Origin of the sequence: Kitasatospora cathayae (assembly GCF_027627435.1) — a bacterium.
Taxonomy (GTDB): Bacteria; Actinomycetota; Actinomycetes; order Streptomycetales; family Streptomycetaceae; genus Kitasatospora; species Kitasatospora cathayae.
In genome coordinates this window covers 253,072-279,886 of sequence record NZ_CP115450.1, presented here as the reverse complement: position 1 = coordinate 279,886, position 26,815 = coordinate 253,072, and the positions used below count along the sequence as shown (strand labels likewise).

The following is a 26,815-nucleotide window of genomic DNA, read 5'->3' as shown; positions in this document are numbered from 1 at the left end:
TGTTGTGGTACGGGGAGACCGGAGGGGATCGAGGCGGCCCTGGCCGCGAAGTTCGAGTCGCTGCTGCCGCACCTGGATGAACGGCAGCGCCGTCTGGCGATAGGAGCGGAGGCGCGGTCGCTGGGCCATGGCGGGATCAGGCTCGTGGCCCGCGCGGCTGGGGCACGGGAAGGCACTGTGTCGCGCGGGGTGGCTGAACTGGAGTCGGGTCAGGCACGGTTGGGGCGGGTACGCCGAAGCGGCGGAGGCCGCAAACGGGCGGCGGACCTGGACCCGGGACTGTGGCCAGCCCTGCTGGGTCTGGTAGAGCCGGACGAGCGGGGCGACCCGATGCCGCCGCTGCGGTGGACCACGAAGTCGACCCGGCGCCTGGCCGCCGAGCTGACCCGGCAGGGCCATCGGGTCTCGGCGGACAGGCGATCTACGGTCCGACCGTCTACACCTGGACCCTCGGGCAGGGGATCGAGCACGGCTACCTCGCCGACTACCGGGTCCTGGTCCCAGTGGTGACCGACGAGGACCTGCGGGATCTACTGTCGGCGGGGCCGACTTCCCGTGCGTGGCCGGCGGGTGGCGGCCCAGCCTGCGGAATCAGCGCTGGATCTCGGCCCGCGCCCTCTCGTTGGGCGTGCCGATGTCCCAGAACCGGACGGTGCCGCGCGCGGTGGCGTAGGAGCCCGTGCCGCCCGTGATGGCCATGTCGAGCGGGGCGCTCGACCCCTTCGTCCAGAGCGACTGCAGCGTCAGGGAGCCGCCCTCGACCTCCATGGTGATCAGGCACTGGGCCGTGATCACACCGCCGTCGATCTGGACGACCTGACACGATCCGCCCCCGTGTCCGAGGCTGCGGCCGTCCTTGACGGTGGTGCCGGAGTAGACGTCCAGGTCGCCCAGACTCGGCCCCGCCGGGCCGAGATCCACCGCGTGGTACTGGTCGTTCTGAACCATGAGGTCGAGGATCTCGACGTTGCCCTTTCGCGGGGTGCCGGCGTCCGCGTTGCCCACGGCCACGAGTCCGATCGCGGCTGTGGCCAACGAGGCGGCGAGGAACCTCTTGACCGTCACGTACCTGCTGCTGTTTCCGTTGGTGACCATGGTGGATCTCCCCTCGCTGTGACCTGGTGTGCGAACTCCCTCGACGTTATGACGTGCGGATCGGCCGTTTCCAAGACCAATCTCGTTATCGCCCCATGCTCCCGCGGTCATGATCGACGCGCGCCTTGCGCCGCGTACCGAGCGCGGACGCGGGTCCACCGTCAGACGAGCAGCGCCTCGAGCTCCGGTAGTCGGCCGAACAGGTCGGGGAGGCCGTGCACGCCGTTGTGCACGGACTCGTGCGACAGCGCGAGGTCAGGGCCGGTGTTCGCCTCGACGCCGGCGAGGCACCGGAGGATGTTCCACCTCCTGTGCCCCAGCCGCCGCCGTGGCGGTGAACGAGCGGGTGGTGGCGGTGACCGCCGCCCTGGACCGCACCGCCCGGGTCTGGGACGTGGCCACGGGACGGCAGATCGACGGTGCGCTGCACGAACACACCGCGCAGGTGTCGGACGTGGCGACCGCGACCGTGGACGGGCGTCCGGTCGCCGTCACCGCGGAGCGGACCACACCGTGCGCACCTGGGACCTCGGTGGAGCCGGTGACAGACACCGGCCCGTCTTCGGCGGCCGTGACGGAGCAGTGCTCGCTGTGACGACGACCACCCTGTAAGGCAGGCCGGTCGTCGTCACAGCCGGTGCGGACAAGACGGTGCGCACCTGGGACCTGGCCTCCGCCCAGGAGATCGGCCAGAGCCTCGCCGGGCAGACCGGCAGGATCCTGTCCCGTTGCTGCGCGCCGCACCCATGGCGACCACCCCACCTGTGATTGAGCTACACAAAAGCAATTCGCACCTGCACAAGCACTCTCTGTGCTCGGCGGGACCATGGTCAGCGTACGTCCGGGCCGTCACGCTTTTTCCATGACGACCGAAAACCCCCTCGACAGACCCCGCGTCCTCACCACCACCCTCGTCGCCACGCCCAAGGGCGCGGCGACCTGCCGACGCATCGCCAGGCGTCAACTCACCTGCTGGCGGCTGGACTCCACGTACACCGAGCCCTTCCACTCCGCGCTCCTCATCGTCACGGATACGGGTTGCGGTACTTCCGTCGTCGGGGAGTGGGCCCGGCCGACGGGGGTCAGGTGGCGGTCTCCCGCAGGGCGCTGTGGGAGACGGGGACGAGCAGGTCGAAGAGCCGTTGGAAGACGTCGCGCAGCGGGTCGTCGACAGTGAGGATGCCGACCAAGTCGGCGGTGACGTGGAGGCCGTCGCGGCTGAGGCGGTGCCGATCGAGGTAGCTGCCGGCGTAGTGGGCTGTGCAGGAGGCGAGCGCGGAGGCGCACAGCTCGACCGGAGTTGGCGCGGCGTCGCTGCCGCCGGCCCGGACGGGCTGGTCGACCACCAACGCGTGTGACCGGATGTCGACGGCGTACAGGTCGCCGGCGACCGGATCTACGTCGATCCGCCCGGGGCGCAGGGCGTGGGGGCGTTCGAAGGCGGCGGCGAGGCTGTGCCTGGAACCCTCGTGCGACGGCATCCTGCTCACGGCCCTCGGTGCGCACGACCGCGACGCCCGCATGCCCGATGCGCAGCTTCACCGGCCGGACGGAGCCCTTTCCGAGCATGGGCACCGGTATTGGGGGCCGACGCCCGCTCCGTCATTCGGCCTCCGCGTATCCGGAGTCCACGATCGGGGGACCCTCGGGGCGGATGATGCGGCCAGTGATCCCCGTGGGCCGGATGCGGACCCAGGTGTCCCGGTCGCCGCCCGCCCAGGGGTGGGGATCGGCGTGCTGCTCGAACCAGTGCACGACGTCCTCGTCGGAGACGATCGCGGCGGTGCCGTTCACGAGGACGCTCCAGCCGGTGGCGAACACCTCGTCGAGCTGGTCGACTTCGAAGGCGACCTCGTGGCCGGTGGCCTCGGCGAGGTCGCTGTCCGCGGTGGTGCGGTAGAGGATGGTGGCGTCGAGCACACGGTAGTTGACGGGCAGGGCCACCAGGCCGTGCGGTGTCGTGAGCAACACCCGGCCGACGCCGCCCGGGGCGAGCTTGGCCCAGCAGGTGGCCGGGTCCAGTTCCTCCAGCAGCACGCGGGCGTTGGCCCTGGCCCGCCCGGACGGTACGTCGTGGCCGCCGCCGAGCAGGCAGCCGACCGTGGTGTCGAGCGCGTCGGCGAGCCGGGTGAGGGGGTCGACGCCGACCGGGACGGCGTGCGTCTCCAGGTACGCGACGAACCCCGCGTCCAGGCCGCCCCGCTCCGCCGTCTGCGCCCGGGTGAGACCCAGTTGCGTACGGCGGTGGGCGATCCGGCGTCCGAGGTCGCCGGGGTCGGCCGGGCGGGTGGACGCTCGGCCCTCGTTCGTAGTCTTCATGATGACCTCCGTGTTCAGGCCGGGGTGCTGTTCGGGACGATTACCATCGGGACCGTGCAGCGGTGTACCAGCGCGCGGCCGGTGGAGCCGAACAGCAGGCCGCGGACGCCGCCGAGGCTCCGGCTGCCGATGACCAGGCAGCGGGCGCGGGTCGCAACGGCCGCCAGCATCGGGGCCTCGCGCCGGACCCGGACGCCCGGGTACTTCTCCTGCCACCCGGCCAGCGACTCCGACAGGTCCATCATGGACTCCTCAATCAGGCTGGGCCGGTCGGCTTCGGCGCGGCGCCCGACTTCCACGGCCTGCACGTCGGCTCCGGCGAGCGCGGCCTCCTCGAAGGCGAAGGCGATCGCGGCCCGGGAGGATTCCGAGCCGTCCACCCCGAGCACCACGGCGCCAGGCCCGGAGAGGTCCTCGGGCGGCTCGGGGACGAGCGTGATCGGGCAGTGCAGGTGGCCGACCAGGGACGCGCCCTTGGAGCCGATCGGCAGTGCCGAGCGCGCCTCGGTGAGCCGGCGAATGCCGAGCACCAGCTGCGCGGCCTCGTCGGCGGCCTCGCGCAGCACCCGGACCGGCCGGCACTCGGCAAGCCTGGGCGTGATCGCCAGGCCGCGGTGCCGCTCGGCGGCCAGCAGCCGGGCGGTGTCCAGCAGCGCGTCGCCGGCGGCCCGGAGGCCGATCGCCCAGCGTCCCGAATCCTCCGCGGGCTCGCCGGTCGGCCACTCCTGGGCGTGCAGCAGGTGCAGCGGCAGACCCCGCCACGCGGCCTCGTCCGCCGCCCAGCGCACGGCCCAGCGGCTCGCCTCGGAGCGGTCGATGCCCACGATCCCGGGGCGGCGGGTTTCGAAGCCGTTCATTGCGGACCCCCTTCGGCCCCGGCGCCGGCCCCGGTCGACGCCGTCACCGGCTCTGCGCGGCACCTTGACCACCTTCAGCGTCCGCGTCGTAGCACCCGGCCGGGAGGGCCGGTCGGGCCCGACCCGCAGGCCGGTGGGCCCCGAAGGCCGTCGGGCCCACCGGCCCATGCGAAACGGCACCGTCACCGTCCGCGAGGACGACGACCCGCCGCCGCGCTACGCCTTCCTCGGCGTGCGGCCCTGCGACCTGCGCGCGGTCGCCGTCCAGGGCTGGGTGCTGACCGGTGGCGCGTACGCCGATTCCGTGTACGGGCTGCGGCGTGCCAGCGCGTTCCCGGTCGTGGCCGAGTGCACCGAGCTCTGCGGGCGGGGGGCTGCGCGCAGGTTCGGAAGGCCTTGCTGTGGGCGGCGCGGGGGATGATCGTCGGCGAAGTGGGCCGCGTGTCGTGACAGCGGCCGTGAACTGCATGGCCGTTGACAGTGTCGCTCGTTGTTCGCCAGGTGCCGGTCGGTGACCGCCACTGCTGTCCCCTACGTAGCGGCCTCCGGTACGGGATGCGCGGGCGGCTGCGCCGGATCACCGTTCCCGGCGGCACGGCGGAGCCTGCCGGTACCAGGCCGGGGCGGCGGCTACGAGGGTGGTGCGTGTCGGGGCCGCGGGCGTACGACTGCGACGGGGCAGATGCCGTAGTGGAGGAGACCGTGGCTGACCGAGCCGAGGGCCAGGCCGTGGAAGCCGCCCTTGCCGCGCAAGCCGACCACGGCGAGGTCCGCCCGGCCGGAGGCACGGACGAGTTCGGCGACCGGTTTCCCGCGCACCAGGGTCGTCTCGACCTCGACGCCGGGATACCGATGCCGGAGGGGTGCGAGCTGGTCATCGAGCTGGCGTCGATGCTCGGCTTCCACCGTGTCCGGAGAGGGCCCGGCCTCGGACGGTTCCGGCGTGGTGGGCATGCTCCAAGCCCAGAGCATGGACCCGGTCGCCGCGCAGGGACGCCTCCTCGAAGGCGAACTCCACAGCGGCGGTTGAGTGCTCGGAACCGTCGGTGCCGACGAGGACCCGCCCGTGACCGGTGGTGATCGCGCCGACCACGACCACCGGGCCGGCGGCGTGGCCGGCGACCTGCAGGCTGACGGAGCCCATCAGCAGATTGCCCAGCCCTCCCTCGCCGCGGGCACCGAGCACCATGCAGCGCGCCCGCTCGGACGCGTCGCGGAGCACCTCGGCCAGGATCTCCGCGCCACGGCGACTGAGGCCCTGGGAACGCCCCGGGGGGAAGAAGGGGAAGTCGGCCTCCCAGCCCGGACGCACGTCCGCGATCAGCAACGGAGACCCGCGCCGCGCCGCGTCGCTCGCGGCCCACACCAGAGCACGCAGACTCCGCTCGGAGCCGTCCACTCCCACCACCACGGGACAACCATCACTCCTCCTGCCCCCCGGACATCCGCTCCCGGCAGGGCCGCGCTCCACGGATGCAGGAGCACCCCGGCCGCCGCGAACGCGCACCCACGACGACAGCAGGTACACACCCCATGCGGGAAACCGATTTCGCCACCCCCTCCAGGCTCCGCCTCGGGGGCGCCGACACAGCCTGCCACAGGAGAGCGAACACCGACCCCGTCACCTCTTGGCCCTTCGCGTGCCGCGCTGCGGCGAGCCGAGCCGGAGTCTGACTCCCGCCGGGTTGACGCCAGTGGCCGCCGACCACGCCGCTGCCTGTCCTCGAACGGGAAGGCTCGCGTGCTCACACCGGCCACCTCCTAATGAGGTGTCAGGGATGGAGAGAAGCGGCGTGCGTCCCGTCTCGTAGTGGGCTGCGGCCAGGACCGCCGCACGACGTGATCTCTTCCGCGATCCGTTCGGTGAGCGGTTCGACAGCGGCTGCGACCGGTGCCGACAGTCCGGTGCCCAGGCTGCTGTCGGCTCCCTCGACGGCGTAGACGATGAGCCGTCCCGGTAGGCGGTCCAGCTCGCGGGCGAGTTCGACGGCTTCGCCGAGTCCGAGCCCGTGGGAACTCGTCGCGCCGCCGGGCGGGCACAACCGTTCACTGTCCAGGTCCAGGCGGTGTACCCGACCGGGATGTCCGGGGTGAGCGTGCGCGGCGTCCACCACGATGGCGAGGTCGGCGGCCTCCCACAGGGTGATCAGCCGGGCGGGGTCGCCGTCGCACACCAGAAGGGCGGTCCCGATGGGAAGCGGCCGCTGCTCGGCTCGTTCCGCCAGCCGGGCCACGACCGCCCAGCCCACCCCGTCGTCGTGGCGGAACTCGTTCCCGACACCGATGACCGTGATCCGCATGGCGAGGTTCATGCGCTTCGCCCTTCCCGCCCGTCCGGCCCGCCAGTCGTACCGAGCCCCTGCGGGATCCGTACGGGGTAAGGACACCGCCAGCTGGACCACGCCGGGCCGTTCGGCCCGTGCCCGGCAGCAGGTCCGCGCACATACTGGCCGGGACGCGTCACCGGTACCGGGAGGTTGACGATGGCGGACGACGACGGCGCCACTGCGGTGATCGACAAGGACGGGGTGGACGCGCTGATCGCGGTCCTCGCCGGCCGTGGCCGCACGGTCGTGGGGCCGACGGTCCGAGACGGGGCGATCGTGCTGGCCGAGCTGTCCGGCGGCAGTGACCTTCCCTACGGTTGGGGGGTCGAGCTGGAGGCCGGCACGTACCGGCTGCGGGCCCGTGAGGACGGCGCCGCGTTCGCGCACAGCGCGGGCCCGCAGTCCTGGAAGACGTTCCTGCACCCGCCGAGGGCGCGGCAGTGGACCGCCGACCGCGGCGCCGACCGCGAGCTGGTGGTGACCGAGGACCGGACGCCGCCGCCGTCGTACGCGTTCCTCGGGGTGCGCCCCTGCGACCTGCGGGCCATCGCGGTGCAGGACCGGGTGCTGACCGGCGGGATGTACACCGATCCGGCGTACCGGGGACGCCGTGAGCGGGCCTTCCTGGTCGCGGTGGAGTGCACCGAACCGGGCGCCACCTGCTTCTGCGTGTCCATGGGCACCGGACCGGCCGTGGGGCCCGGCTACGACCTGGCGCTGACCGAGGTGCTCGACGCCGAAGGCCACCGCTTCCTCGTGCGGACCGGCAGCGAAGAGGGCGAGTCGGTCCTGGTCGAGCTGCCACGACGGGCCGCTGACGCCGCCACCCGAACCGCTGCCCGCGAGGGGGTCGCCGACGCGGCGGACCGGATGGGGCGCACCATGCCGCCGGTGGACCTGCAGATCCTGATGCGCGAGACGCTGCACGCCGAGCGGTGGGACGACGTCGCGGCCCGCTGCCTCACCTGCGGCAACTGCACGATGGTCTGCCCGACCTGCTTCTGCACCACGGCCGAGGACGTCACCGACCTGACGGGCGATCACGCCGAGCGGTGGCGGCGCTGGGAGTCCTGCTTCGATCGGGACTTCTCGCACCTTCAGGCGGGCCCGGTCCGCGACTCCTCACGCAGCCGCTACCGGCAGTGGGCCACCCACAAGCTCGGCACCTGGTTCGACCAGTTCGGCAGCTCCGGGTGCGTCGGCTGCGGGCGCTGCATCGTGTGGTGCCCGGTCGGCATCGACATCACCGAGGAGGCCCACGCGCTGAACCGTGAACGGGGCGACGACCAGACGGAGGGCTCGCGGTGACCGTCGTCCGCCACGGCTTTCTCGGCGCCCTGTCACCCGGTCACCGCGACCGGCTGGTCGCGTTCGCCCGAGACGTCTCCTTCGCCGGCGGCACTCGCATCTTCGAGGAGGACGGCGTCGCCGACCGGTTCTGGATCATCCGCTCCGGTCTTGTCGCGCTCGACGTCCACGTCCCAGGGCGGCGCGCGGCCGTCGTGGAGACCCTCGGCAAGGGCGATCTGCTGGGCTGGTCCTGGCTGTTCGAGCCGTACCGCTGGCACCTCGGCGCGCAGACCCGCAGTGCGGTGCTGGCGTCCGAGTTCGACGCGGAGCGGGTGCGCGCCGCGTGCGAGGAGGATCCAGTGTTCGGCCTGGCGGTGACCCACTGCGTCGCACAGGTGATAGCCCGACGCCTGAAGTCCACCCGCACCCGCCTGCTCGACCTGTACGGGCCGGCCGACGGCGGTGAAACGGGATGACGGTTCCCGTGCCGTACCGGGTGACGGGACGCGAGGCCGAGACGCCCGACACCACCACCGTCGTCCTGGAACCGGTCCAGACGGCCTTGCAGCCCTTCACGCCCGGGCAGTTCGCAATGGTGTACGCGTTCGGCGTCGGCGACATCCCGCTGTCCGTCTGCGCGATCGACGGGCACCGGCTGACGCACACCGTCCGCACGGTCGGGGCGATCTCCGGTGCGCTGCACGCTCTGCGGCCCGGTGAGACGGTCGGCGTGCGCGGCCCGTTCGGCACCGGCTGGGAGTTGTCCGCCGCCGCCGGGCTCGACCTGCTGGTGGTGGCCGGAGGCATCGGTCTGGCGCCGCTGCGCCCGCTCGTGCGCGACGCGCTCGCCGCACCCGAGCGGTACGGACGGCTGAACGTCCTCATCGGCGCACGCGAGCCCGGTGATCTGCTCTACTCCGAGGAGGTGCGCGGCTGGCAGGCGGCCGCCCGGGTCCTGACCACCGTGGACCGCCCCGACGCGCAGTGGCAGGGCGAGGTCGGCGTCGTCACGACCCTGCTCGACCGGGCGGCCTTCGACCCGCAGACGGCGGCGGCGTTCATCTGCGGCCCCGAGCCGATGATCCGGGCCACTGCCGGCGAGCTGGTGCACCACGGCGTCGACCCGGACCGCGTCAGGGTGTCACTGGAACGGAACATGCACTGTGCCACCGCCCACTGCGGGCACTGCCAGCTCGGCCCCCTCCTGCTCTGCCGCGACGGCCCGGTCGTCACCTGGACTCAAGCCCAACCCCTCCTCATGGTCAGGGAGTTGTGACATGCCGTCAGTTACCCGACCGCGCCCGAGACTCGCTGTGTGGAAGTTCGCCTCCTGCGACGGCTGCCAACTCACCCTGCTCGACTGCGAGAACGAACTCCTCGCCATCTCCGAGAAAGTGGAGATCTCCCACTTCCTGGAGGCCTCCAGCGCGACCGCGCCCGGCCCGTACGACCTGTCGCTGGTCGAGGGATCGGTGACCACACAGCAGGACGTCGACCGGATCCAGCACGTCCGCGCCGTCTCCCGGCGCCTGGTGACCATCGGCGCCTGCGCGACCGCCGGCGGCGTACAGGCGCTGCGCAACTACGCGGACGTCGCCGAGTTCCAGGCCGTCGTCTACGCCCGACCGGACTACATCGAGACGCTCGCCACCTCCACACCGATCCAAGCCCACGTTCCCGTCGACTTCGAACTGCGCGGCTGCCCCATCGACCGCGGCCAGCTCGTGGAGGTCATCACCGCCTACCTGGCCGGGCGAAACCCGGACGTGCCCCGGCACAGCGTCTGCTTCGAGTGCAAGCAGCGCGGCACGACCTGCGTCACGGTGGCCCACGGCACACCCTGTCTCGGCCCGGTCACCCACGCCGGGTGCGGCGCGCTCTGCCCCGCGTACGGCCGCGGCTGCTACGGCTGCTTCGGCCCGTCCAACTCGACCAACTTCCCCTCCTTCATCCCCCTGCTGCGCCGCGACGGGATGGACACCCTCGACATCGTGCGGGTGCTGCGCACCTTCAACACCGCAGCCCCCGAGTTCGACGCGGTCTCCCGGAAGGAACTCGGACAGTGACCCACCATGGCTCCAGAGTGCTGCACGTCGGATCGCTCGCCCGTGTCGAGGGCGAGACCGCGCTGTACCTGCGCCTGGACAGCGGTGAGGTTGCCGAGGCGCGGCTGGCGATCTACGAACCTCCGCGCTTCTTCGAGGCGTTCCTGTGCGGACGCTCCTACGCCGAGCCGCCCGACATCACCTCCCGCGTCTGCGGGATCTGCCCGGTCGCCTACCAGCTGAGCGCCTGCCGAGCCGTGGAGGACGCGTGTGACATCGTCGTGGACGGTCAACTGGCAGCCCTGCGGAGGCTGTTGTACTGCGGCGAGTGGATCGAGAGCCAGACGTTGCACATCCACCTCCTGCACGCGCCCGACTTCCTCGGCTGCGACAGCGCGATCGATCTGGCCCGCACCCGGCGCGCCGACGTCGAACGCGGCCTCAGGCTCAAGCAGGCCGGCAACGCGATCATGGAGCTGCTCGGCGGTCGGGCGATCCACCCGATCAACGTCCGCCTCGGCGGCTTCCACCGCCTCCCCACCACGACCGAACTCCGCCCGCTGGCCGAGCGGTTGCGCCGGGCCCGCGATGACGCGCAGGAAACGGTGCGCTGGGTGGCCGGCTTCGAGTTCCCCGACGCCGGCTGCGACAACGACCTGCTCGCCCTGGCCGAGCCCGGCACCTACGCCATCGAGTCCGGCACCCCGACCGTCATGCCCGCACCGACCACCGCCGGCCTTCCCCCCGGATCCGACCGCGCGCTGCCCACCCGCACTTTCGGGGTGCACGCGTTCGGCGGCCACGTCGTCGAGAGCCAGGTGCCGCACTCCACCGCCCTGCACTCCCTGCTGGACGGGCGCCGCCACCTGACCGGCTCACTCGCCCGCTACGCCGTCAGCGGCCGCTGGCTCTCCCCGATCGCCCTGCAGGCCGCTCAGGACGCCGGACTCGGCGACCCCCGGCAGGGCACCGTCTGCCGCAACCCGTTCCGCAGCATTGTCGTCCGAGCGGTCGAGGTGCTCTACGCGGTCGACGAGGCGCTGCGGATCATCGAGGCCTACGAACCCGCACCGCGTCCGTACCTGGACGTGCCCGCGCGAGCCGGGACCGGTCACGGTGCGACCGAGGCGCCGCGGGGTCTGCTGTACCACCGCTATGCCCTCGACGCCGACGGGACCGTCACCGACGCCGCCCTGGTCCCGCCGACCGCGCAGAACCAGGGCGCGATAGAGGAGGATCTGCGCCGCATCGTCCAGGAACGCCTGCGGGACGGTGACCCCACCGACGCCGAGCTGACAGCCCTGTGCGAACGGGCGATCCGCAACCACGACCCGTGCATCTCATGCTCGGCCCACTTCCTCGACCTCGCCGTCGAGCGGACCGGAAACAGCTTCTGACGCGCCCACGCCGGGTAGGGTCTGCTCCGCCCAGACGATCTTGGCGTCCGCGGGGTGCCGGGTTTCCCGGCGCCGGTGAGCTGGGAGATCAGGAGAAGGCCGTGCCCGCCCTCATCGCCTGTGCGCGGGTGACGGACGTGCGAGGCGGTGCTGCTGTCGTCGCTGACGTCGCAGATCAGCGTCCGGTCCCGGATCAGGCGCAGCCTGATCGGCCCGATGCCGTAGCGGATGGCGTTGGTGACCAGCTCGCTGACGACCAGCTTGGTGGTGAAGTCCAGCTCCTGCAGGCCCAGGTCGCCAGCTGGCGGTCCACCAGAGTGCGGGCGGTGGACACGATGGCGGGGTCGCTCGGGAGGGTTCAGGAGGCCACCCGATCGGCGCTCAGGGCGTGCGTGCGGCCAGCAGGAGGATGACACCCTCCTTCGGATGGGCGGTCAGCTGCCCGCAGATCACGGCGTCGCAGGTGTCCTGCACGGCGGCCTCGGGGTGGGCCAGAAGCCGCTGCAGCCGGAGCAGGCGCCCCAGTACCGCCGGCGATCACCGGGGCGGCCGCCTTCAACCACCGCGACCTCGTCAGTGCGTGAGCGGGTGGTACGACGAAAGCGGCGAGGGTGTCCCATTCAGCCGCGCGGTCGAACAACGTCGCGGGCCGGGGCACCGCGGTGACAGTGGCGGATCGCATGGCGGACGTCCGGTGCCTCAGGCCGCGTTGAGGTGGTCGTGCACGTCGGTGACGTCGTCGATGTCCCGGACCTCTGCCAGGAGCCGGGGAATGCTCTCCCGGTCCAGGCGGCCGGCCAGGTCGACGACACCGTTGTGGACCGTCACCTCGACCGCACCCTGCGGCAGGTGGAACTCGTGGGTGAGGATCCGGGACGTGATCTCCTCGCGGATGTGCTCGTCGTCCCGGACGAGGGCGCTCAGCAGCGCGGCCCGCCGGACGACGCCCACGAGCCGACCCTGCCAGTCGGCGACCGGTATCCGCTTGAGCCGGTAACGGGCGGCGGTCAGGGCGGCCTCGGCCACGGTCATGCCGGGCCGGACGGTGGTGGCGGGCGCCGTCATCAGGGTGGCGGCCGTCTCGCCCTGGGCCTTGTGTTGCAGGCCGCGATCACGTAGCCGGTCGATCGGGCCGAACGGATGCTCCATCGCCTCGACGGCGGCCTTCGCCAGCAGATCGGACTCCGAGACCACACCGATGACGCGGTCCTTCGCGTCGACCACCGGCACCGCGCCCACGTGCTCGCGGGCCAGCGTCCGGGCCAACTCCGTGAACGGCAGGTCGCCCGACACCGCAACCGCCGGCACGTCCATGACATCGCGCACCCGCAGGACCGGCACGGGGCCGGACTCGTCCGGTACGGCGGTGGCCTCCGGCGTGGCCGGTTCTGGTTCCGATTCCCTGGCCCGGGCCGCGGAGATGCCCGCGACGGCGCCCAGGTAGCGCAGCAGCATGTCCCGCCGGTGCGGCTCCTCGGGGCTCCAGGCCTTGCCGGGAACGGATCGGCGGGATTCCGTCCCGGCGGAGAAGTACTCGTGCTCGCTCATGGTGTGGACCTCCCTAAGGTGCTCCCCGCCTTCGAGTCTTGGTCCGTTGCGCCGTCGCCGCTTGTGCCGGTCGGCCCCGAGCTCCCGGCGGACGGCCCAATCCGGGGCGACAGCCCGGCGCACCGGCCGGATGCTGGAGGGAAGGGGTCGGATCGGCTGGAGGGCTCGCATGGCGCGGTTCCGGGACTTCCTCGCGCGGTTCCGCCCGGCCGGCACGCCCGGGGCACCCACGGTCGGCGTGCCCGCCGACCGGGCCGCCGAACTGGCCGCGGAGCTGGAGCAGCCGCTCGGCGGGCTGGCGCAGGCTCAGGCCGAGGCGGCGGCCATCCGGGCCGAGGCGGCGGCGGAGGCAGAACGCATCCGGCAGGAGGCCGTCCGGAACGCGGAGCGGATCGTCGAACTCGCCCACGCCCGGGCTCTGCGGGTCCGCGCGGAGGCCGCCGCCGTGGCCGGGCACGCGGCATCGGCCAGGGCAGCCGAGCTGGCCGCCGACGCGGAGCAGGCCGCGGACCGGATCCGCAGCCGGGCCCGCGAGCGGATGCCCGCGCTGGCCGACCGGGCGGCGGCACTGGCGTTGGAACCGGCCGACGACCCCGGGAGGCACCGGTGGCAGCAGGCTGGGTCGGCGGAGTGACCAGGGCCCGGGGACTGCTGTCCCGCTGCCTCGGCCACCGCGAAGCCGGGGAACTCGCGGCAGCAGGCACGCTCACCGAGGCCGTACGGCGGCTGGCCGCGACGCCGTACCGGCGCTTCCTCCCGCCGGACCCGGACCTGGCCGAGGCGCAGCGGGCGGTCTCGGCGGCCCTGCTGTGGCAGCTGAGGGTCCTCGCGGGCTGGCTGCCCCGCAGCGGGGCGCAGGTCGTACGGACCCTCGCCGCCGGCTTCGAGATTGCCAACATCGAGGACCTGCTGCGCTCCTTCACCGGCCCGGCCCCGCGCCGGCCGTACGCGCTCGGCGCGCTGGCCACCGCCTGGCGCCGGGCCGCCCACGCACGCACACCGGAGGAACTGCGCGCGGCCCTGGCGGCATCGGCATGGGGCGACCCCGGGGGCGCGGATCCGGCGACGGTGGCGGTGGCCCTGCGTCTGTCGGCAGCCCATCGGACGGCCGATACCGTGCCGCCCGCCCGGCGGTGGGCCCAGGGCCGGGCCGCCCTGCTGGCGGCGCGCACGCTGTTCGTCGTCGGCCGCCCGCTTCCCGGGAACGCCGGTCGGCAGGCGGCGCGCCTGCTCGGCCGCGGCGTGTTGGCCGCCGCGTCGTTCGAGGAGTTCCGCCGCGCGCTGCCCGCGGACGCGCGGTGGGCGCTGGACGGAATCGAGGCCCCCGGCGACCTGTGGCGGGCCGAGACCCGGTGGTGGACGGTCGTCGACCGGGAGGGCCGTGACCTCCTGCGCGGCGCGCAGTACGGCCTTCCGCCGGTGGTGGGGGCTGTCGCGATCCTGTCCGCGGACGCCTGGCGGGTGCGCGCCGCACTGGAAGTGGTCGCGCACGGCGGCGCGACGCCGGAGGTGGCGGATGCGCTGGGCTGAGGCGATGATGCCGGTGCGCATGCAGCGGGTGGCGATCGTCGCCCCGAGCGCCGTGCTGCGCGAGACCCTCCTGCTGGTCGCCGACGCGGGCTGCGTCGAGGTCGACCGGATCGAGGACGCCGCCCCGGGCCCGGCGGGTCGGCGGCTCCGACGGCTGCCCGCCGCACCGCGTCAGCCGGCGGCCCTGTCCGACGCCCTGCCGGATCTCGACCGCCTGGAACGGGAGGCGCGGCTGGACCTCCTCGCGGGCGAGGCCCAGGTGGAGGAGCGGGCGGCGAGTGCCGTCCACCGGGGCGAGGTGGCCGCGCTCGCCGGATGGTGCCCGGCGGACCGGGTCGCCGGGCTCGCGGAGGCGCTGGCCGTCACCGGCGGCGGCCTGGTGCCCCTTCGCGCACCGCGCGGCGTCGACCCGCCCACCCTGCTGCGCGACCGGGGACCGCTCCGCCGCGCCTTCTCGCCGCTCGTGCGCACCTACGGCACGGCGCCGTACCGGGACCTCGACCCGACCTGGCCGGCCGGGATCGCGTACGTCGTGATGTTCGGCCTCATGTTCGGCGACGTCGGCCACGGGGTGTTGCTGCTGCTGGCCGCGCTGGTGCTGCGGAGCGGACGGCCCCGGCGGCTGGCGCGGCTGCGCCCCGTGTGGCCGTTCCTGGCGGGGGCCGGGCTCTGCGGTGCGCTGGCGGGCGTGGCGTTCGGGGAGTTCTTCGGGCCGACCGGGGTGCTGCCGGTGCTGTGGCTGTCGCCGTTGGACCGGCCGGGACGGCTCCTGGCGGCGGGCGTGGGTCTGGGCGGGGTTCTGCTCGTCCTCGCCCATGTGGCCGGTGGGGTGAACCGGTGGCGCGAGGGCGGCCTCGCCAGGGCGCTGTACGCGACGTCCGGGGTGGCGGGCCTGGCGCTCTTCCTTGGCCTGGGGGCCGTCGGTGGCGGCGCGTACCTGCGGTCGCCCGGACTCGTGGCGGGCGGGGCGGCGCTCCTCCTGGCCGGGCTCGGGCTGGCCGGCGCGGGCCTGTTCGGCGCGAGCGCGGGCGGGGCGGGCGGGGTGCTGCAGACGGCCGTCGAGCTCTTCGACGCCGTCCTGCGGCTCTTCGCGAACACGGTCTCCTTCTCCCGCCTGGCCGCCTTCGGACTCACCCACGCGGCGCTCGGACAGGTGGTGTGGCGCGGCACCGCCGCACTGGCCGGACACGGCTCCTGGGGCATGCCGGCGGCCGCGCTGCTCTTCGCCGTCGGCACCGCTCTCACCTTCACGCTGGAGGCGCTGGTGGCCGGGATCCAGGCGCTGCGGCTGGAGTACTACGAGCTGTTCTCCCGCGTCTTCCAAAGCCTGGGGCGGCCGTTCCGCCCCTGGCACGTGCCCGTCCTGCGTACGGAGGTGCCCCGTTGATCGCCTGGTTGATCGCGCTGCCCGTCCTCGCCGCCGTGCTCGGAGCGGCCCGGCTGCTGGCCCGCCGTCGAGGAAGGGCGGCCCTGCGCTGGCTGCTCGGCGTCAACGCCGCCGTCCTGGCCGGCGCGCTCGCCCTGCTGGTGACCGTGCTCGCCGACCCCGCCGGTGCCGCCGGGCCGGCCGCCGCGACGGGCTCCGGGTCGGGCTCGGCGGCGCTGATCGGGGCGAGCATCGCGGTGGCCGGCGCCTCGATCGGCGCGGCGATCGCCGTCGCGTACACCGGCGCCGCAGCGATCGCCGCGCTGAGCGAACGACCCGAACTCTTCGGCCGGGCGATGGTGATCGTCGGCCTGGCCGAGGGCATCGCGGTGTACGGGCTGGTGGTGGCGGTCCTGCTGATCGGAAAGGCCTGACGGTGGGCGGCGTGGTCGCCATCGGGGCGCGGACCGAGGTGGCCGGGCTGGCCCTGGCCGGTGTCACCGTGCTCGTCGCCGAGCGGCCGGAGGAGGCCGTGGCCGCCTGGGAGGCCCTGCCCGAGGGAACGGCGCTGGTCCTGGTCGGCCGGGCGGCGGCGCGGGAGCTCGGCCCGGCCAGGCTCGACGTGACCGGGCCCCTGACGGCGGTGCTGCCGTGACCGGACGGGCCGGCGGCACCGACGCGCTGGCACCCGTCCGCGCCGAACTGCTGCGCGCCGCGCGGGCCGACGCCGAGCAGGCGCTCGCCGAGGCCCATCGCGACGCCGAGCACGCTCTCGCCGCCGCACGCGCCGAGGCGGCGGCCGTGCTGGACCGAGCTGTCCGGGCGGGGACGGAGGAGGGCCGCAAAGCCGCTGCGGAGGCGGTCGGCCGCGCCACCCGTGCTGCCCGGGCGCGAGAGCTGGCGGCCCAGGGCGAGGCCTACGCCGAGCTGTGCCACCGGGTGGCCGAGCGCGTCCGGGAGCGGTACGAGAGCGAGCCCGGTGCGGCGGAGTCGCTGGCCCGGCGGGCCCGGGACCTGCTCGGACCGGACGCCCGGATCACCGCCCACCCCGACGGCGGACTGCTGGCCACTGCCCCCGGCCGCCTGGTGGACCTCGGACTGCCCGCGCTGGTACGGCACGGGCTCGACCGGCTCGGCCCGGAGGCCGGGACGCTCTGGCAGCCGGACGACGGCGAGGGGAGGCGGGGTGGCTGACCCGGGCTCGTCGAGGGTCCTGCGCGTCGCCGGTCCACTGGTCGAGGTGGTCTGCGAGGGCGGCGTCGCCATGCACGACGTGGTGCTGCTCGGTCCGGAGGGTCTGCCGGGCGAGGTGGTGGCCATCGCCGGGGACGTGGCGAGTGTGCAGGCGTACGAGTACACCGGCGGGCTGGCTCCGGGGCACCTGGCCCGCCCGACGGGCCGGCCGCTGAGGGCGCCGCTCGGCCCGTGGTTACTCGGCGGCGTCTTCGACGGCTTGCTGCGCCCGCTCACCGGAGCCGGCGGCTGGCTGCTTCCGGGTAGCGGCACCGAGGCCGACGGGCGGACCTGGCGCTTCGTCCCCGCGGCGGCGCCGGGCGATGAGGCCGTGCCGGGCGGCGTCCTGGGGGAGTGGGCCGGGGGATCGATGCCGCTGCGGGTCCTGGTGCCGCCGGACGTGTCCGGACCGGTGGAGCGGGTCGCCCCGGAAGGACCGTACGGTGCGGACGAGGTGCTCGCCGTGGTGGGTGGCGCGCCGGTCCAGGCTGGCGCCGAGTGGCCGATCCGTCGGCCCCGGCCCGTGCGGGAGCGGCTGGACGTGGCCGAGCCGCTGCACACCGGCCAGCGGGTGATCGACCTGCTCTTCCCGGTGGCCCGGGGCGGGACGGTCGCGGTGCCCGGCGGCTTCGGCACCGGGAAGACCGTCCTGCTGCAGCAGATCGCCAAGTGGTGCGACGCCGACGTCATCGTCTACGTGGGCTGCGGCGAGCGGGGCAACGAACTGGCCGAAGTAATGGCCGAGTTCACGGAACTCGACGACCCGAGGACCGGCGGCCGACTGGTCGACCGGACGGTGGTGGTCGCCAACACCTCCAACATGCCGATGATGGCCAGGGAGGCGAGCGTGCACACCGGCGTGACCGTCGCCGAGTACTTCCGCGACATGGGCCTGGACGTCGTTGTGATCGCCGACTCGACCTCCCGCTGGGCCGAGGCGCTGCGCGAATTCTCCTCCAGAATGGGCGAGTTGCCAGCCGAGGAGGGCTACCCGGCCGACCTCGCCTCGGAGCTCGCGGCGTTCTACGAACGCGCCGGGGCAGTGCGCACCCTCGGCGGCACCCGCGGGTCAGTCACCGTCCTCGGCGCCGTCTCCCCGCCCGGCGGGGACCTGACCGAGCCCGTCACCGCCCACACTGAGCGCTTCGTCCGCGGCCTCTGGACGCTCGACCGCGAACTCGCCTACGCCCGGCACTATCCGGCAGTGTCGTGGTCCGGCTCGTTCGCCCGCGACGCCGCCGCGCTCGGCGCGGCGCACGCGCGGGCGGGGGACCCGGGCTGGGGCGAGCGCCGCTCCCGCGTCGCCGCCCTGCTCACCGAGGCAGACCGGCTGGCCGACCTGGTCGACCTGGTCGGCATCGCTGCGCTCCCGGGCCCCGAGCGGGTGAGCGTGCTCGCCGGACGGCTGGTCCGGGAAGGCCTGCTTCAGCAGAGCGCGCTGTCGGCGCACGACGCGTACTGCTCCCCGGAGAAGACGGCGGCACTGGCGGACGCCGTGCTCGCGGTGGTCGCGCGGTGCCGGGAACTGGTCGACGCCGGCACACCGGCCGAGACGATCGAGGAGACCGACTTCACCCCGCTGCTGCGCGCCCGCGAGGCGGCCGGGCCCCGGGACGCCGACGCCGTGGCCGTCGGCTGCGCGGCGGTGCTCAGCGCGCTCGGGGAGCCACGGTGACGGTCTTCAGCGAGGTCGAGTTCACGAACGTGCGGGAGCTGCGCGGGCCGCTCCTCGTGGTGGGCGGCGTGGCCGGAGTGGGGTGGGACGAGTTCGTGGAGATCACCCTCGGTTCGGGCGAACGACGCCACGGCCTCGTCCTGGAGGTGGACCGGGACCTGGCGGTGGTGCAGGTCCTGGAGGACACCGCGGGCATGGACCCGGCCGCCACCCGGGCAGCGTTCACGGGCGGCCCGCTGCGCGTCCCGGTCGGTCCCGCGTGGCTCGGCCGGGTGTGCAACGGCAGAGGCGAGCCGATCGACGGCGGTCCGCCGGTCCTCGGCCCCGCGTCGGTGGCGGTCGGCGGCGCCCCCGTCAACCCCGTCCGGCGCGAGCCGCCCGCCGAACCGGTGCTGACCGGGGTCGGCGCGATCGACGTGCTCACCACCCTGGTGCGCGGGCAGAAGCTGCCGGTGTTCTCGGCCGCCGGGCTGCCCCACCTCGAACTCGCCGTGCAGGTGGCCGCCCAGGCCGTCAGCGGCGGCGAGGCCTTCAGCGTGGTGTTCGCCGGCATGGGCCTCACCCACGCGGACGCGGCCTTCGCCCGGAACGGCCTCGCCGGGCGCGCCGGCACCGGGGAGCTGACGCTGCTGCTGAACACCGCCGACGACCCGGTGATCGAGCGGCTGCTCACCCCACGCATCGCCCTCACCGTGGCCGAGCACCTCGCCTTCGAGGGCGGACGGCACGTCCTGGTGGTGATGACCGACATGACCGCGTACGCCGAGGCCCTGCGCGAGGTGTCGGCCGCGCGCGGCGAGGTTCCCGCCCGGCGGGCCTACCCGGGCTACCTCTACAGCGACCTGGCCTCCCTGTACGAGCGCTGCGGCCGGATCCGGGGCCGGCCCGGCTCGGTCACCCTCCTCCCGGTGCTCACCATGCCCGCCGGGGACATCACGCATCCGGTGCCCGACCTGACCGGCTACATCACGGAGGGGCAGATCGTGCTCTCCCGGGAGGCGCACGCACGCGGCGTCTACCCGCCGGTGGATGCGCTCTCCTCGCTCTCCCGGCTGATGCGCAAGGGTGCGGGGCCGGGCCGGACCAGGTCCGACCACCTCGACGTGGCCGCACAGCTCCTGGCCGCGCTCGCGCGAGCCCGGCAGGTGCGCGAACTCGCCGACCTGGTCGGCCGCTCGGCGCTGAGCCCGACCGACCTGCGCTACCTCGACCTGGACGAGGCCTTCCCGCAGCGGTTCCTCGCCCAGCGGCCGGACGAGGACCGGCCGCTGGCGGACGCGCTGGACCGCGCCTGGGACGTCCTGCTCACCCTGCCCCGCAGCCAGCTCGCCATGCTGCCCCCCGAGCAGCTCGACGCGCACGGTGCGTCATGACCTCGCGCCGGCACGCCCCGCCGGGCCGGGCGGCCCGGTTGCGGCTGCGGCACAGCCTGGACGTCGCCCTGCGCGGGGCCGACCTGCTCGACCGCAAGCTGCGGGTGCTGCTGGAGCGGCACGGGCAGCTGAGGCAGGACGAGGAGACGGCCGAGGCACGGTGGCGGGAGCGGCTGGCGGAGGCCGAGACGTGGCTCCTGCGTGGCCTGCTGGTGAGTGGGGAGGGCGCGCTGGCCGCGGCGGCCGTGGCCGATCGGGCGGACGTGGTTGTCGAGTGGACCGTCTCCATGGGGGTGCACCACCCGTCCGGCGTCTCCTGCACCGACGCCGTCCGGGCCGCGCACGAGCCCGCCCCGGGCAACACCGCGCTGGTGCACGCCGAGGCGGCCTACCGAGAGGCGGTCCGGGCGGCCGCCGCCTATGCCGCGCACCGGACGGCGGCCCGGCTGGTAGGGGAGGAGACGGCTCGGACCCGCCGTCGGGTCCGGGCCCTGCGTCGGCACTGGATCCCACGGCTGACCGCCGAACTCGCCGCCGTGGAGCAGGCGGTGGAGCAGGCCGAGCACGAGGACGCGGTCCGCCGCCGCTGGGCGGCGGACCGGACGCGTGGTCAGGCGTGACGCCCGCGCACGATCACCACGGGGCACGGGGCGTGCTGGGCGCAGTGCCGGCCCACGGAGCCCAGGAGGGCCCCGGTGAAGCCGCCGAGTCCTCGGCTGCCGACCACCAGGAGGGTCACGCTCTCGTCGCCGGCGGCCTTCAGCAGCACCTGGGCGGGCGTGCCCTCCTCGGCTCGGGCGGTGATCGTCACCGGGGGCTTGGGCCCGACGGCCTTGTCGATGCTCTCGGTCAGGACCTTGCACGCGATGTCCCGGAGGGCCTGCGGGTCGCCGACCGAGACACCGCTGCCCGTTCCGGAGAACGGCGGCTCCCATGCGATGACCGCCTCCACCCGGGAACCGGTCAGCTCCGCCTGGTGCACCGCCCAGCGCAGGGCGCGCCGGGACTGCTCCGAGCCTCCCCCAGCCTTCGGCCGGGGGGACCCCCATCGCCGACGAGGATCGTGTCGTGGGTCGTGCTGTCGTCGGTCATGAAGTCGCCTCCTCGATCCGGGCCGGTGGCCCGGGAGTTCATGTCCACAGCTGTCCCTGAAGCGGATTCACTGGCCGTTCGTCCGGGCCGAAGGGCTGGTTCGGGCCCTGGCCGTGGCCGTCTCCGAACGGCGCGGGCGCCACCGGGACCGCCGGTATGACGGGGGTGTTCGCACCGGCTGACGTGCGTTCCTCGGCGACGAAGCGCGTCAGGGCCCGGGCGCTGTCGAGGAACTGGGCGGGGAAGACGATGGTGGGGTTCTTCTCGGCAGCGATCTCGGCGAGGATCTGGAGGTTGCGCAGTTGGAGGGCGATGGGGTGGTCGGCGATGAAGCATCGGCACCTCCAGCCTGGCCCGCAGGCGGTGGACGGAGGTGGGGCCGATCGGCCCTGACGGACCGAGGCGAACGGGCACCGATGAACGACCGGACGCCGTCTCGCGGAGGCCAGGAAGCCGCCGGACGATGGGGGGAGCGGGCCCGGACACCGGCTCGCGGTCCGGAAGGAGCCGCCGTGGACGGCGACGTGGTCCAGGAACGTGCACCGGGGGTGGTAGCCGACATGGGCGGGGGCCGGGCGCCCGGGCGAGACCCCGTCTGGGAGCGGGCCCGGGCGCAGCTCGACGGGCTGCCCGGACAGCGTGGGCTGAACATCGCGTACGAGGCCGTCGACCGGCACGTGGCAGCCGGACACGGGAACAAGGTCGCACTTCGCTGCATCGCCGCGGACCGTACGGTCACCCCGGTTTCGTACGCCGAACTCGCCCGGCGCAGCAACCGATTCGCCAACGGGCTGCGGGCCCTCGGTGTCGGGAAGGGGGAGCGGGTCGCGTCACTGCTCGGCCGCTGCCCGGAGCTGTACGTGTCCGTCCTGGGGACGCTGAAGAACACCTCGGTGTTCTGCCCGCTGTTTCCCGCCTTCGGCCCGGCGCCGGTGGCGGAGCGGCTGCGGCTCGGGGAGGTGCGGGTCCTGGTCACCACTGCGGAGCTGTACCGCCGCAAGGTGGCGGACGGACGCGACGGGTTGCCCGGACTGGACCACGTCCTGATCGTCGGCCCGGGTACCGGGGACCTGCCCGGAACCATCGCGTTCGACGATCTGACGTCCGGCGCGTCCGAGGACTTCACGATCCCGGAGACCGATCCCGAGGACATGGCGCTGCTGCACTTCACCAGCGGGACGACCGGCAGGCCGAAGGGCGCGGTCCACGTGCACGAGGCCGTCGTCGCCCACCACGCGACCGCCGCGCTGGCGCTCGACCTGCGCCCGGACGACGTGTTCTGGTGCACCGCAGACCCGGGCTGGGTGACCGGCACCTCCTACGGGATCATCGCGCCGCTCACCCACGGGGTGACCATGGTCGTCGACGCGGGCGAGTACGAGGCCCGGCGCTGGTACGGCATCCTGGCCGAGCAGCGGGTGAACGTCTGGTACACCGCGCCGACGGCGATCCGGATGCTGATGCGGATGAGCCCCCGGGGCAGCCCGCCGGACCTGCCGCGTTCCTTCGACCTGTCGGCGCTGCGCTTCATCGCCAGCGTGGGTGAGCCGCTCAACCCCGAGGCGGTGCGCTGGGGGCCGGAGATCCTCGGCCTGTCGATCCACGACAACTGGTGGCAGACGGAGACCGGCTGCATCATGATCGCCAACGTGGCCGGTGCCGAGATCAGGCCTGGCTCGATGGGCTTGCCGTTGCCTGGTGTGACGGCGGGTGTCCTCGCCCGCGGGCCGAACGGGCGCGCGGAGGTCACCGACGGCAGGGTCCGGGTGCTGGACGAACCGGGGGCGGAGGGCGAGCTGGCTCTGCGGCCCGGCTGGCCGTCGATGTTCCGCGGCTACCTCGGCGCTGAGGAACGCTACCGGTCCTGCTTCGCCGACGGCTGGTACCTCACCGGGGACGTGGTCCGGCGTGACGTCGACGGCTACTACTGGTTCGTCGGGCGGGCGGACGACGTGATCAAGTCAGCCGGGCACCTGATCGGCCCGTTCGAGGTCGAGAGCACGCTGATGGAGCACCCTGCGGTGGCCGAGGCAGGGGTGATCGGCCGTCCCGACCCAGTGGTTGGGGAGGTCGTCAAGGCCTTCGTCTCGCTCAAGCCCGGGTTCGAGGCGGGCGACCGACTCGCCCGGGACCTCACCGCGTTCGCCCGGCGGCGGCTCGGCCCGGCCATCGCCCCGCGCGAGATCGCCTTCGACCAGCACTTGCCGAAGACCCGCAGTGGCAAGGTCATGCGGAGGCTGCTGCGGGCCCGTGAACTGGGTCTGCCCGAGGGTGATCTGTCGACCCTGGAGGAGACGAAATGACCCGCAGGACGGCGGCCGACCCGCACCGCGGTAGCCTCGGGCCGCCGGGCGGCCGCGAACACCGGCACGACCTGCTGCGGGAGATGCTGCGCATCCGCCGCTTCGAGGAGCGGTGCGTCGAGTTGTACAGCGCCGGAGAGATCCGCGGCTTCGTCCATCTGTGCATCGGCGAGGAGGCCGTCTCCGTCGGCGTTCACCAGGCGCTCACGCCCGAGGACTCCGTGGTCACCACGTACCGCGAACACGGCCACGCGCTGGCCAGAGGCATTCCCATGGCGGCGGTGCTGGCCGAGATGCTCGGCCGGGTCACCGGCTGCAGCCGGGGCCGGGGCGGGTCGATGCACCTGTTCGACGTCGGCCGCCGGTTCTACGGCGGCCACGGAATCGTCGCCGGGGGCATCCCGGTGGCGGCCGGCCTGGCGCTGGCCGACCGGATGCGAGGCCGGCCGAACCTCACGTGCTGCTTCTTCGGCGACGGCGCGGTCGCCGAGGGCGAGTTCCACGAGACCGCCAACCTCGCCGCGCTCTGGGACCTGCCGCTGCTGATGGTCTGCGAGAACAACCTGTACGCCATGGGCACCCCGCTGGCCCGTGAGCACGCCCAGATCGACCTGGCCGCCCGGGCGGCCTCCTACGGGCTGGTCGCCTGGGCCGTGGACGGCATGGACGTCCTGGCCGTCGAACGGGCCGTCCGGCGCGCGGCGCAGGCCGTCCGGGAGGGAGCCGGCCCCTACTTCCTCGAACTGCGCACCTACCGCTTCCGCGCGCACTCCATGTACGACCCGGACCTCTACCGCGACAAGGCCGAGATCGAGCAATGGAAGCAGCGAGACCCGATCACCCTCCTCACCGACCGGATGCGCGCCGAGGACGGCTTCGACGACGCCGGGCTCGATCTCGTCGAGAAGGAGGTCTCCGAGGAACTGGAGCGGGCTGTGGAGGAGGCCGGGAAAGGCGGGCTGGAACCTCCGGAGGACCTGCTGCGCTTCGTGTACAGCCCCGCGGGGGAACGGCCGTGACCGGGGCGAAAGCAGCTCGGGAGCCGACCTACCGGGACGCGCTCAGGGAGGCGCTGCGCGAGGCCCTGGCGGCCGACGAGCGGGTGTTCCTGATGGGCGAGGACGTCGGGCGGTACGGCGGTGCCTTCGGCGTCAGCCTCGGACTGCTCGACGAGTTCGGACCCGACCGCGTCCGCGACACACCACTGTCCGAGTCGGCCTTCGTGGGCGCCGGCGTCGGCGCGGCCATCGCCGGCCTGCGGCCGATCGTCGAGGTGATGACCGTCAACTTCAGCCTCCTCGCCCTGGACCAGATCCTGAACAACGCCGCGACGCTGCTGCACATGTCCGGCGGACAGGTCGCCGTGCCGCTGGTGATCCGGATGACCACCGGCGCCGGCCGACAGCTCGCCGCCCAGCACTCGCACAGCCTCGAAGGCTGGTACGCCCACATCCCGGGCATCCGGGTGCTGGCCCCGGCCACCCTGGACGACGCCCGGTACATGCTGGCGCCCGCGCTGGCGGATCCCGATCCGGTGGTGATCTTCGAACACGGCTCCCTCTACAACGTCACCGGCACCCCGGACCCGGGCGCCGCTCCGGTTGACCTCGACAGCGCCGCCGTCCGCCGCGCCGGGAGCGACGTCACCCTCATCACCCACGGCGGCTCGCTCGGCAAGGCACTGGAGGCCGCCGAGCGGCTGGCCACGGACAGCATCGAGGCCGAGGTCGTCGACCTGCGGACCCTCCGCCCGCTGGACGACGCGACGGCCCTGGCCTCCGTCGCCCGCACCCACCGGGCCGTGGTGATCGACGAGGGCTGGCGCACGGCGGGGCTGTCGGCCGAGGTGGCGGCACGGATCGCCGAGCAGGGGTTCTACGACCTGGACGCGCCGGTGGAGCGGGTGTGCGGGGCCGAGGTGCCGGTGCCGTACGCCCGGCAGCTGGAGGAGGCCGCCCTTCCGCAGGTCGCGGGCATCGTGGCGGCGGCCCGGCGGGCGGTCGGTTGAGATGGCCGAGTTCACCATGCCAGCCCTCGGCGCCGACATGACCGAGGGGACGCTCCTGGAATGGCTGGTTCACCCGGGGGACCGGGTGGCCCGCGGCGACATCGTGGCCGTCGTGGACACGGCCAAGGCGGCGATCGAGGTCGAGTGCTTCGAGACCGGCACGGTCGAGCGGCTGCTGGTCGAACCCGGGGCGACGGTCCCGGTGGGCGCTGCCATGGCCGTCATCGACACCGTGAAGTCCGCGCCCGAGCCGGCACCGGGACTGGCGCCCGAGCCGGCGCGGGCCGGCGGGCCGGGAGCCACACCGCTCGTCCGACACCTGGCCGAGGACAGCGGGGTGGACCTCGCCGCCGTGCACGGGACCGGCCCCGGCGGACGGATCACCCGGGCCGATGTCGTGGCCGCGGTGCCGGGCAAGTGGACCGGGAAGCGGCAGGTGGCGCCACGGCGCCCGGCCACCGGTGCGCAGGCACTGCCGTCCGGGTCCCGGGTCCGGGCGACGCCGCTGGCCCGGCGCGTCGCGGCGGAGGCCGGGCTCGACCTCGCCACCGTGACGGGAACGGGCACGGATGGAGCGGTCCGGGTGTCCGACGTCCGGGCCGTCATCGGCACGGCGTCCCCGCCCACGCCCCCGCCCACGCCCCCGGCACCGTCCCCGGAGAGCGCGCAGACGCGGGCCGCAGCGGACCGGCAGCAGGCGATGCGCCGAGCCGTCGGCGACCTGATGGCCCGCTCCAAGCGGGAGATCCCGCACTACTACCTCTCCACCACCGTGGGCCTCTCCCCCGCAATCGACTGGCTTCGCGCGCGCAACCGTCAACTCCCGGTGTCCAAACGGCTGGTGCCAGCCGCCCTGCTACTCAAAGCCGCGGCCCTGGCGGCTCGCGAGGTGCCGCAGCTCAACGGCTTCTGGACCGACGGCGGTTTCGTCCGCGCGCCCGCGGTCCACCTTGGCGTGGCCGTCGCACTGCGCGGCGGCGGGCTGGTCGCACCGGCCATCCACGACGCCGCCGACCTGTCGCCGGCCGAGCTGATGGCACGGCTGCGGGACCTGGTGACCCGGGCGCGCGCCGGGCGGCTGCGCGGCTCCGAGACCACCGACCCGACGATCACCGTCACCAGCCTGGGAGACCAGGGAGTGGAGGCCGTCTTCGGCGTCATCTACCCGCCACAGGTCGCGCTCGTGGGTCTCGGCAGGGTCGTCGAACGGCCCTGGGCCGTCGACGGCATGCTCGGCGTCCGCCCGGTGGTGACCGCCACCCTCTCCGCGGACCACCGTGCCAGCGACGGGGCGACCGGCGCCCGCTACCTGGCGGCGCTCGACCGGCTGCTGCAGAAACCGGAGGAGCTTTGACAT

The 26,815-nt window shown here is 73.9% G+C and carries 29 protein-coding genes and 1 pseudogene; 21 read left to right on the top strand and 9 right to left on the bottom strand.

What is annotated here, in order from left to right; all coding sequences use genetic code 11:
• Window positions 1–27: 27 nt before the first annotated feature.
• Window positions 28–414, top strand: a pseudogene (locus tag O1G21_RS01505) (ISAzo13-like element transposase-related protein); the annotation flags it as partial.
• 177 nt (window positions 415–591) lie between these two features.
• Here O1G21_RS01505 and O1G21_RS01500 read toward each other — a convergent pair.
• On the bottom strand, window positions 592–1,095 hold the full coding sequence (locus O1G21_RS01500; RefSeq protein WP_270140041.1) for an allene oxide cyclase barrel-like domain-containing protein: 504 nt from the start codon (window positions 1,093–1,095) through the stop codon (window positions 592–594).
• A 328-nt stretch (window positions 1,096–1,423) separates the two neighbouring features.
• Between O1G21_RS01500 and O1G21_RS01495 the strand changes: the two genes are divergently transcribed.
• Window positions 1,424–1,690: a hypothetical protein gene (locus O1G21_RS01495; protein ID WP_270140040.1), complete on the top strand. Its 267-nt coding sequence runs from the start codon at window positions 1,424–1,426 to the stop codon at window positions 1,688–1,690.
• Between the two features lie 487 nt (window positions 1,691–2,177).
• Here O1G21_RS01495 and O1G21_RS01490 read toward each other — a convergent pair whose 3' ends face one another.
• From O1G21_RS01490 to O1G21_RS01480, 3 genes are all read right to left on the bottom strand, one after another.
• On the bottom strand, window positions 2,178–2,576 hold the full coding sequence (locus tag O1G21_RS01490; protein WP_270150741.1) for an OsmC family protein: 399 nt from the start codon (window positions 2,574–2,576) through the stop codon (window positions 2,178–2,180).
• 121 nt (window positions 2,577–2,697) lie between these two features.
• Window positions 2,698–3,414 (bottom strand): helix-turn-helix domain-containing protein, encoded by a 717-nt coding sequence (locus tag O1G21_RS01485; RefSeq protein ID WP_270140038.1) that lies wholly within the window; start codon window positions 3,412–3,414, stop codon window positions 2,698–2,700.
• Between the two features lie 14 nt (window positions 3,415–3,428).
• Window positions 3,429–4,271, bottom strand: coding sequence for a universal stress protein (locus O1G21_RS01480; RefSeq protein ID WP_270140036.1), 843 nt, complete (start codon window positions 4,269–4,271; stop codon window positions 3,429–3,431).
• Between the two features lie 166 nt (window positions 4,272–4,437).
• On the opposite strand from O1G21_RS01480, the gene O1G21_RS01475 reads away from it, so the two are divergent.
• Entirely contained in the window at window positions 4,438–4,692 is a 255-nt protein-coding gene (locus O1G21_RS01475) for a hypothetical protein (RefSeq protein ID WP_270140034.1), read from the top strand.
• A 209-nt stretch (window positions 4,693–4,901) separates the two neighbouring features.
• Here the strand turns inward: O1G21_RS01475 and O1G21_RS01470 are convergent, their stop codons facing one another.
• The 3 genes from O1G21_RS01470 to O1G21_RS01460 all read right to left on the bottom strand — a co-directional run bounded on the left by O1G21_RS01470 (window position 4,902) and on the right by O1G21_RS01460 (window position 6,583).
• A complete protein-coding gene (locus O1G21_RS01470; protein ID WP_270140033.1) occupies window positions 4,902–5,225 on the bottom strand; it encodes a universal stress protein in 324 nt (107 codons plus the stop codon).
• Window positions 5,146–5,682: a universal stress protein gene (locus tag O1G21_RS01465; RefSeq protein ID WP_270140031.1), complete on the bottom strand. Its 537-nt coding sequence runs from the start codon at window positions 5,680–5,682 to the stop codon at window positions 5,146–5,148. The genes O1G21_RS01470 and O1G21_RS01465 overlap by 80 nt, the downstream gene beginning before the upstream one ends.
• A gap of 361 nt (window positions 5,683–6,043) precedes the next feature.
• Window positions 6,044–6,583: a hydrogenase maturation protease gene (locus O1G21_RS01460; RefSeq protein WP_270140029.1), complete on the bottom strand. Its 540-nt coding sequence runs from the start codon at window positions 6,581–6,583 to the stop codon at window positions 6,044–6,046.
• Window positions 6,584–6,754: 171 nt separating this feature from the next.
• Between O1G21_RS01460 and O1G21_RS01455 the strand changes: the two genes are divergently transcribed.
• From O1G21_RS01455 to O1G21_RS01435, 5 genes are read left to right on the top strand one after another with little or no spacing between them, the layout of a single operon-like run.
• Window positions 6,755–7,906: a 4Fe-4S dicluster domain-containing protein gene (locus tag O1G21_RS01455; RefSeq protein ID WP_270140027.1), complete on the top strand. Its 1,152-nt coding sequence runs from the start codon at window positions 6,755–6,757 to the stop codon at window positions 7,904–7,906.
• Window positions 7,903–8,364, top strand: coding sequence for a cyclic nucleotide-binding domain-containing protein (locus O1G21_RS01450; protein ID WP_270140025.1), 462 nt, complete (start codon window positions 7,903–7,905; stop codon window positions 8,362–8,364). Before O1G21_RS01455 ends, O1G21_RS01450 begins: the two co-directional genes overlap by 4 nt.
• A complete protein-coding gene (locus O1G21_RS01445) occupies window positions 8,361–9,164 on the top strand; it encodes an FAD/NAD(P)-binding protein (protein ID WP_270140023.1) in 804 nt (267 codons plus the stop codon). The genes O1G21_RS01450 and O1G21_RS01445 overlap by 4 nt, the downstream gene beginning before the upstream one ends.
• 1 nt (window position 9,165) lies before the next feature.
• Complete coding sequence (locus O1G21_RS01440; protein WP_270140021.1) at window positions 9,166–9,954, top strand: NADH-quinone oxidoreductase subunit B family protein; 789 nt, start codon at window positions 9,166–9,168, stop codon at window positions 9,952–9,954.
• Window positions 9,951–11,330 carry a Ni/Fe hydrogenase subunit alpha gene (locus tag O1G21_RS01435; protein ID WP_270140019.1) on the top strand — a complete coding sequence of 460 codons (1,380 nt, stop codon included), beginning with the start codon at window positions 9,951–9,953 and terminating at the stop codon, window positions 11,328–11,330. Before O1G21_RS01440 ends, O1G21_RS01435 begins: the two co-directional genes overlap by 4 nt.
• Window positions 11,331–12,029: 699 nt before the next feature.
• Here the strand turns inward: O1G21_RS01435 and O1G21_RS01430 are convergent.
• Window positions 12,030–12,878, bottom strand: a complete 849-nt coding sequence (locus O1G21_RS01430; RefSeq protein WP_270140018.1) for a CBS domain-containing protein — start codon at window positions 12,876–12,878, stop codon at window positions 12,030–12,032.
• A 169-nt stretch (window positions 12,879–13,047) separates the two neighbouring features.
• On the opposite strand from O1G21_RS01430, the gene O1G21_RS01425 reads away from it, so the two are divergent.
• The 9 genes from O1G21_RS01425 to O1G21_RS01385 are packed head-to-tail and all read left to right on the top strand — an operon-like array spanning window position 13,048 to window position 20,675.
• A complete protein-coding gene (locus O1G21_RS01425) occupies window positions 13,048–13,512 on the top strand; it encodes a hypothetical protein (protein ID WP_270140016.1) in 465 nt (154 codons plus the stop codon).
• Window positions 13,485–14,408 (top strand): V0D/AC39 family V-type ATPase subunit, encoded by a 924-nt coding sequence (locus O1G21_RS01420; protein WP_270140014.1) that lies wholly within the window; start codon window positions 13,485–13,487, stop codon window positions 14,406–14,408. Before O1G21_RS01425 ends, O1G21_RS01420 begins: the two co-directional genes overlap by 28 nt.
• On the top strand, window positions 14,395–15,795 hold the full coding sequence (locus O1G21_RS01415; protein WP_270140012.1) for a V-type ATPase 116kDa subunit family protein: 1,401 nt from the start codon (window positions 14,395–14,397) through the stop codon (window positions 15,793–15,795). Before O1G21_RS01420 ends, O1G21_RS01415 begins: the two co-directional genes overlap by 14 nt.
• Entirely contained in the window at window positions 15,792–16,208 is a 417-nt protein-coding gene (locus O1G21_RS01410; protein WP_270140010.1) for an ATP synthase subunit C, read from the top strand. The genes O1G21_RS01415 and O1G21_RS01410 overlap by 4 nt, the downstream gene beginning before the upstream one ends.
• An 11-nt stretch (window positions 16,209–16,219) precedes the next feature.
• A complete protein-coding gene (locus O1G21_RS01405) occupies window positions 16,220–16,429 on the top strand; it encodes a hypothetical protein (RefSeq protein ID WP_270140008.1) in 210 nt (69 codons plus the stop codon).
• Window positions 16,426–16,968 (top strand): hypothetical protein, encoded by a 543-nt coding sequence (locus O1G21_RS01400; protein WP_270140007.1) that lies wholly within the window; start codon window positions 16,426–16,428, stop codon window positions 16,966–16,968. Before O1G21_RS01405 ends, O1G21_RS01400 begins: the two co-directional genes overlap by 4 nt.
• Window positions 16,961–18,682 carry a V-type ATP synthase subunit A gene (locus tag O1G21_RS01395; protein ID WP_270140005.1) on the top strand — a complete coding sequence of 574 codons (1,722 nt, stop codon included), beginning with the start codon at window positions 16,961–16,963 and terminating at the stop codon, window positions 18,680–18,682. Before O1G21_RS01400 ends, O1G21_RS01395 begins: the two co-directional genes overlap by 8 nt.
• On the top strand, window positions 18,679–20,055 hold the full coding sequence (locus O1G21_RS01390) for a V-type ATP synthase subunit B (protein WP_270140003.1): 1,377 nt from the start codon (window positions 18,679–18,681) through the stop codon (window positions 20,053–20,055). Before O1G21_RS01395 ends, O1G21_RS01390 begins: the two co-directional genes overlap by 4 nt.
• A complete protein-coding gene (locus O1G21_RS01385; RefSeq protein ID WP_270140001.1) occupies window positions 20,052–20,675 on the top strand; it encodes a V-type ATP synthase subunit D in 624 nt (207 codons plus the stop codon). The genes O1G21_RS01390 and O1G21_RS01385 overlap by 4 nt, the downstream gene beginning before the upstream one ends.
• On the opposite strand, the gene O1G21_RS01380 is transcribed toward O1G21_RS01385, so the two are convergent.
• On the bottom strand, window positions 20,666–21,037 hold the full coding sequence (locus tag O1G21_RS01380) for a universal stress protein (protein WP_405000570.1): 372 nt from the start codon (window positions 21,035–21,037) through the stop codon (window positions 20,666–20,668). The two genes, O1G21_RS01385 and O1G21_RS01380, sit on opposite strands and share 10 nt — an antisense overlap.
• 670 nt (window positions 21,038–21,707) lie before the next feature.
• Here O1G21_RS01380 and acsA point away from each other — a divergent pair.
• From acsA to O1G21_RS01360, 4 genes are read left to right on the top strand one after another with little or no spacing between them, the layout of a single operon-like run.
• Window positions 21,708–23,450, top strand: coding sequence for an acetate--CoA ligase (acsA, locus tag O1G21_RS01375; RefSeq protein ID WP_270150738.1), 1,743 nt, complete (start codon window positions 21,708–21,710; stop codon window positions 23,448–23,450).
• Window positions 23,447–24,469: a pyruvate dehydrogenase (acetyl-transferring) E1 component subunit alpha gene (pdhA, locus tag O1G21_RS01370; RefSeq protein WP_270139998.1), complete on the top strand. Its 1,023-nt coding sequence runs from the start codon at window positions 23,447–23,449 to the stop codon at window positions 24,467–24,469. The genes acsA and pdhA overlap by 4 nt, the downstream gene beginning before the upstream one ends.
• Entirely contained in the window at window positions 24,466–25,458 is a 993-nt protein-coding gene (locus tag O1G21_RS01365) for an alpha-ketoacid dehydrogenase subunit beta (RefSeq protein ID WP_270139996.1), read from the top strand. The genes pdhA and O1G21_RS01365 overlap by 4 nt, the downstream gene beginning before the upstream one ends.
• Window position 25,459: 1 nt before the next feature.
• Window positions 25,460–26,812, top strand: coding sequence for a 2-oxo acid dehydrogenase subunit E2 (locus O1G21_RS01360; RefSeq protein ID WP_270139994.1), 1,353 nt, complete (start codon window positions 25,460–25,462; stop codon window positions 26,810–26,812).
• The last annotated feature ends 3 nt before the right edge of the window (window positions 26,813–26,815 follow it).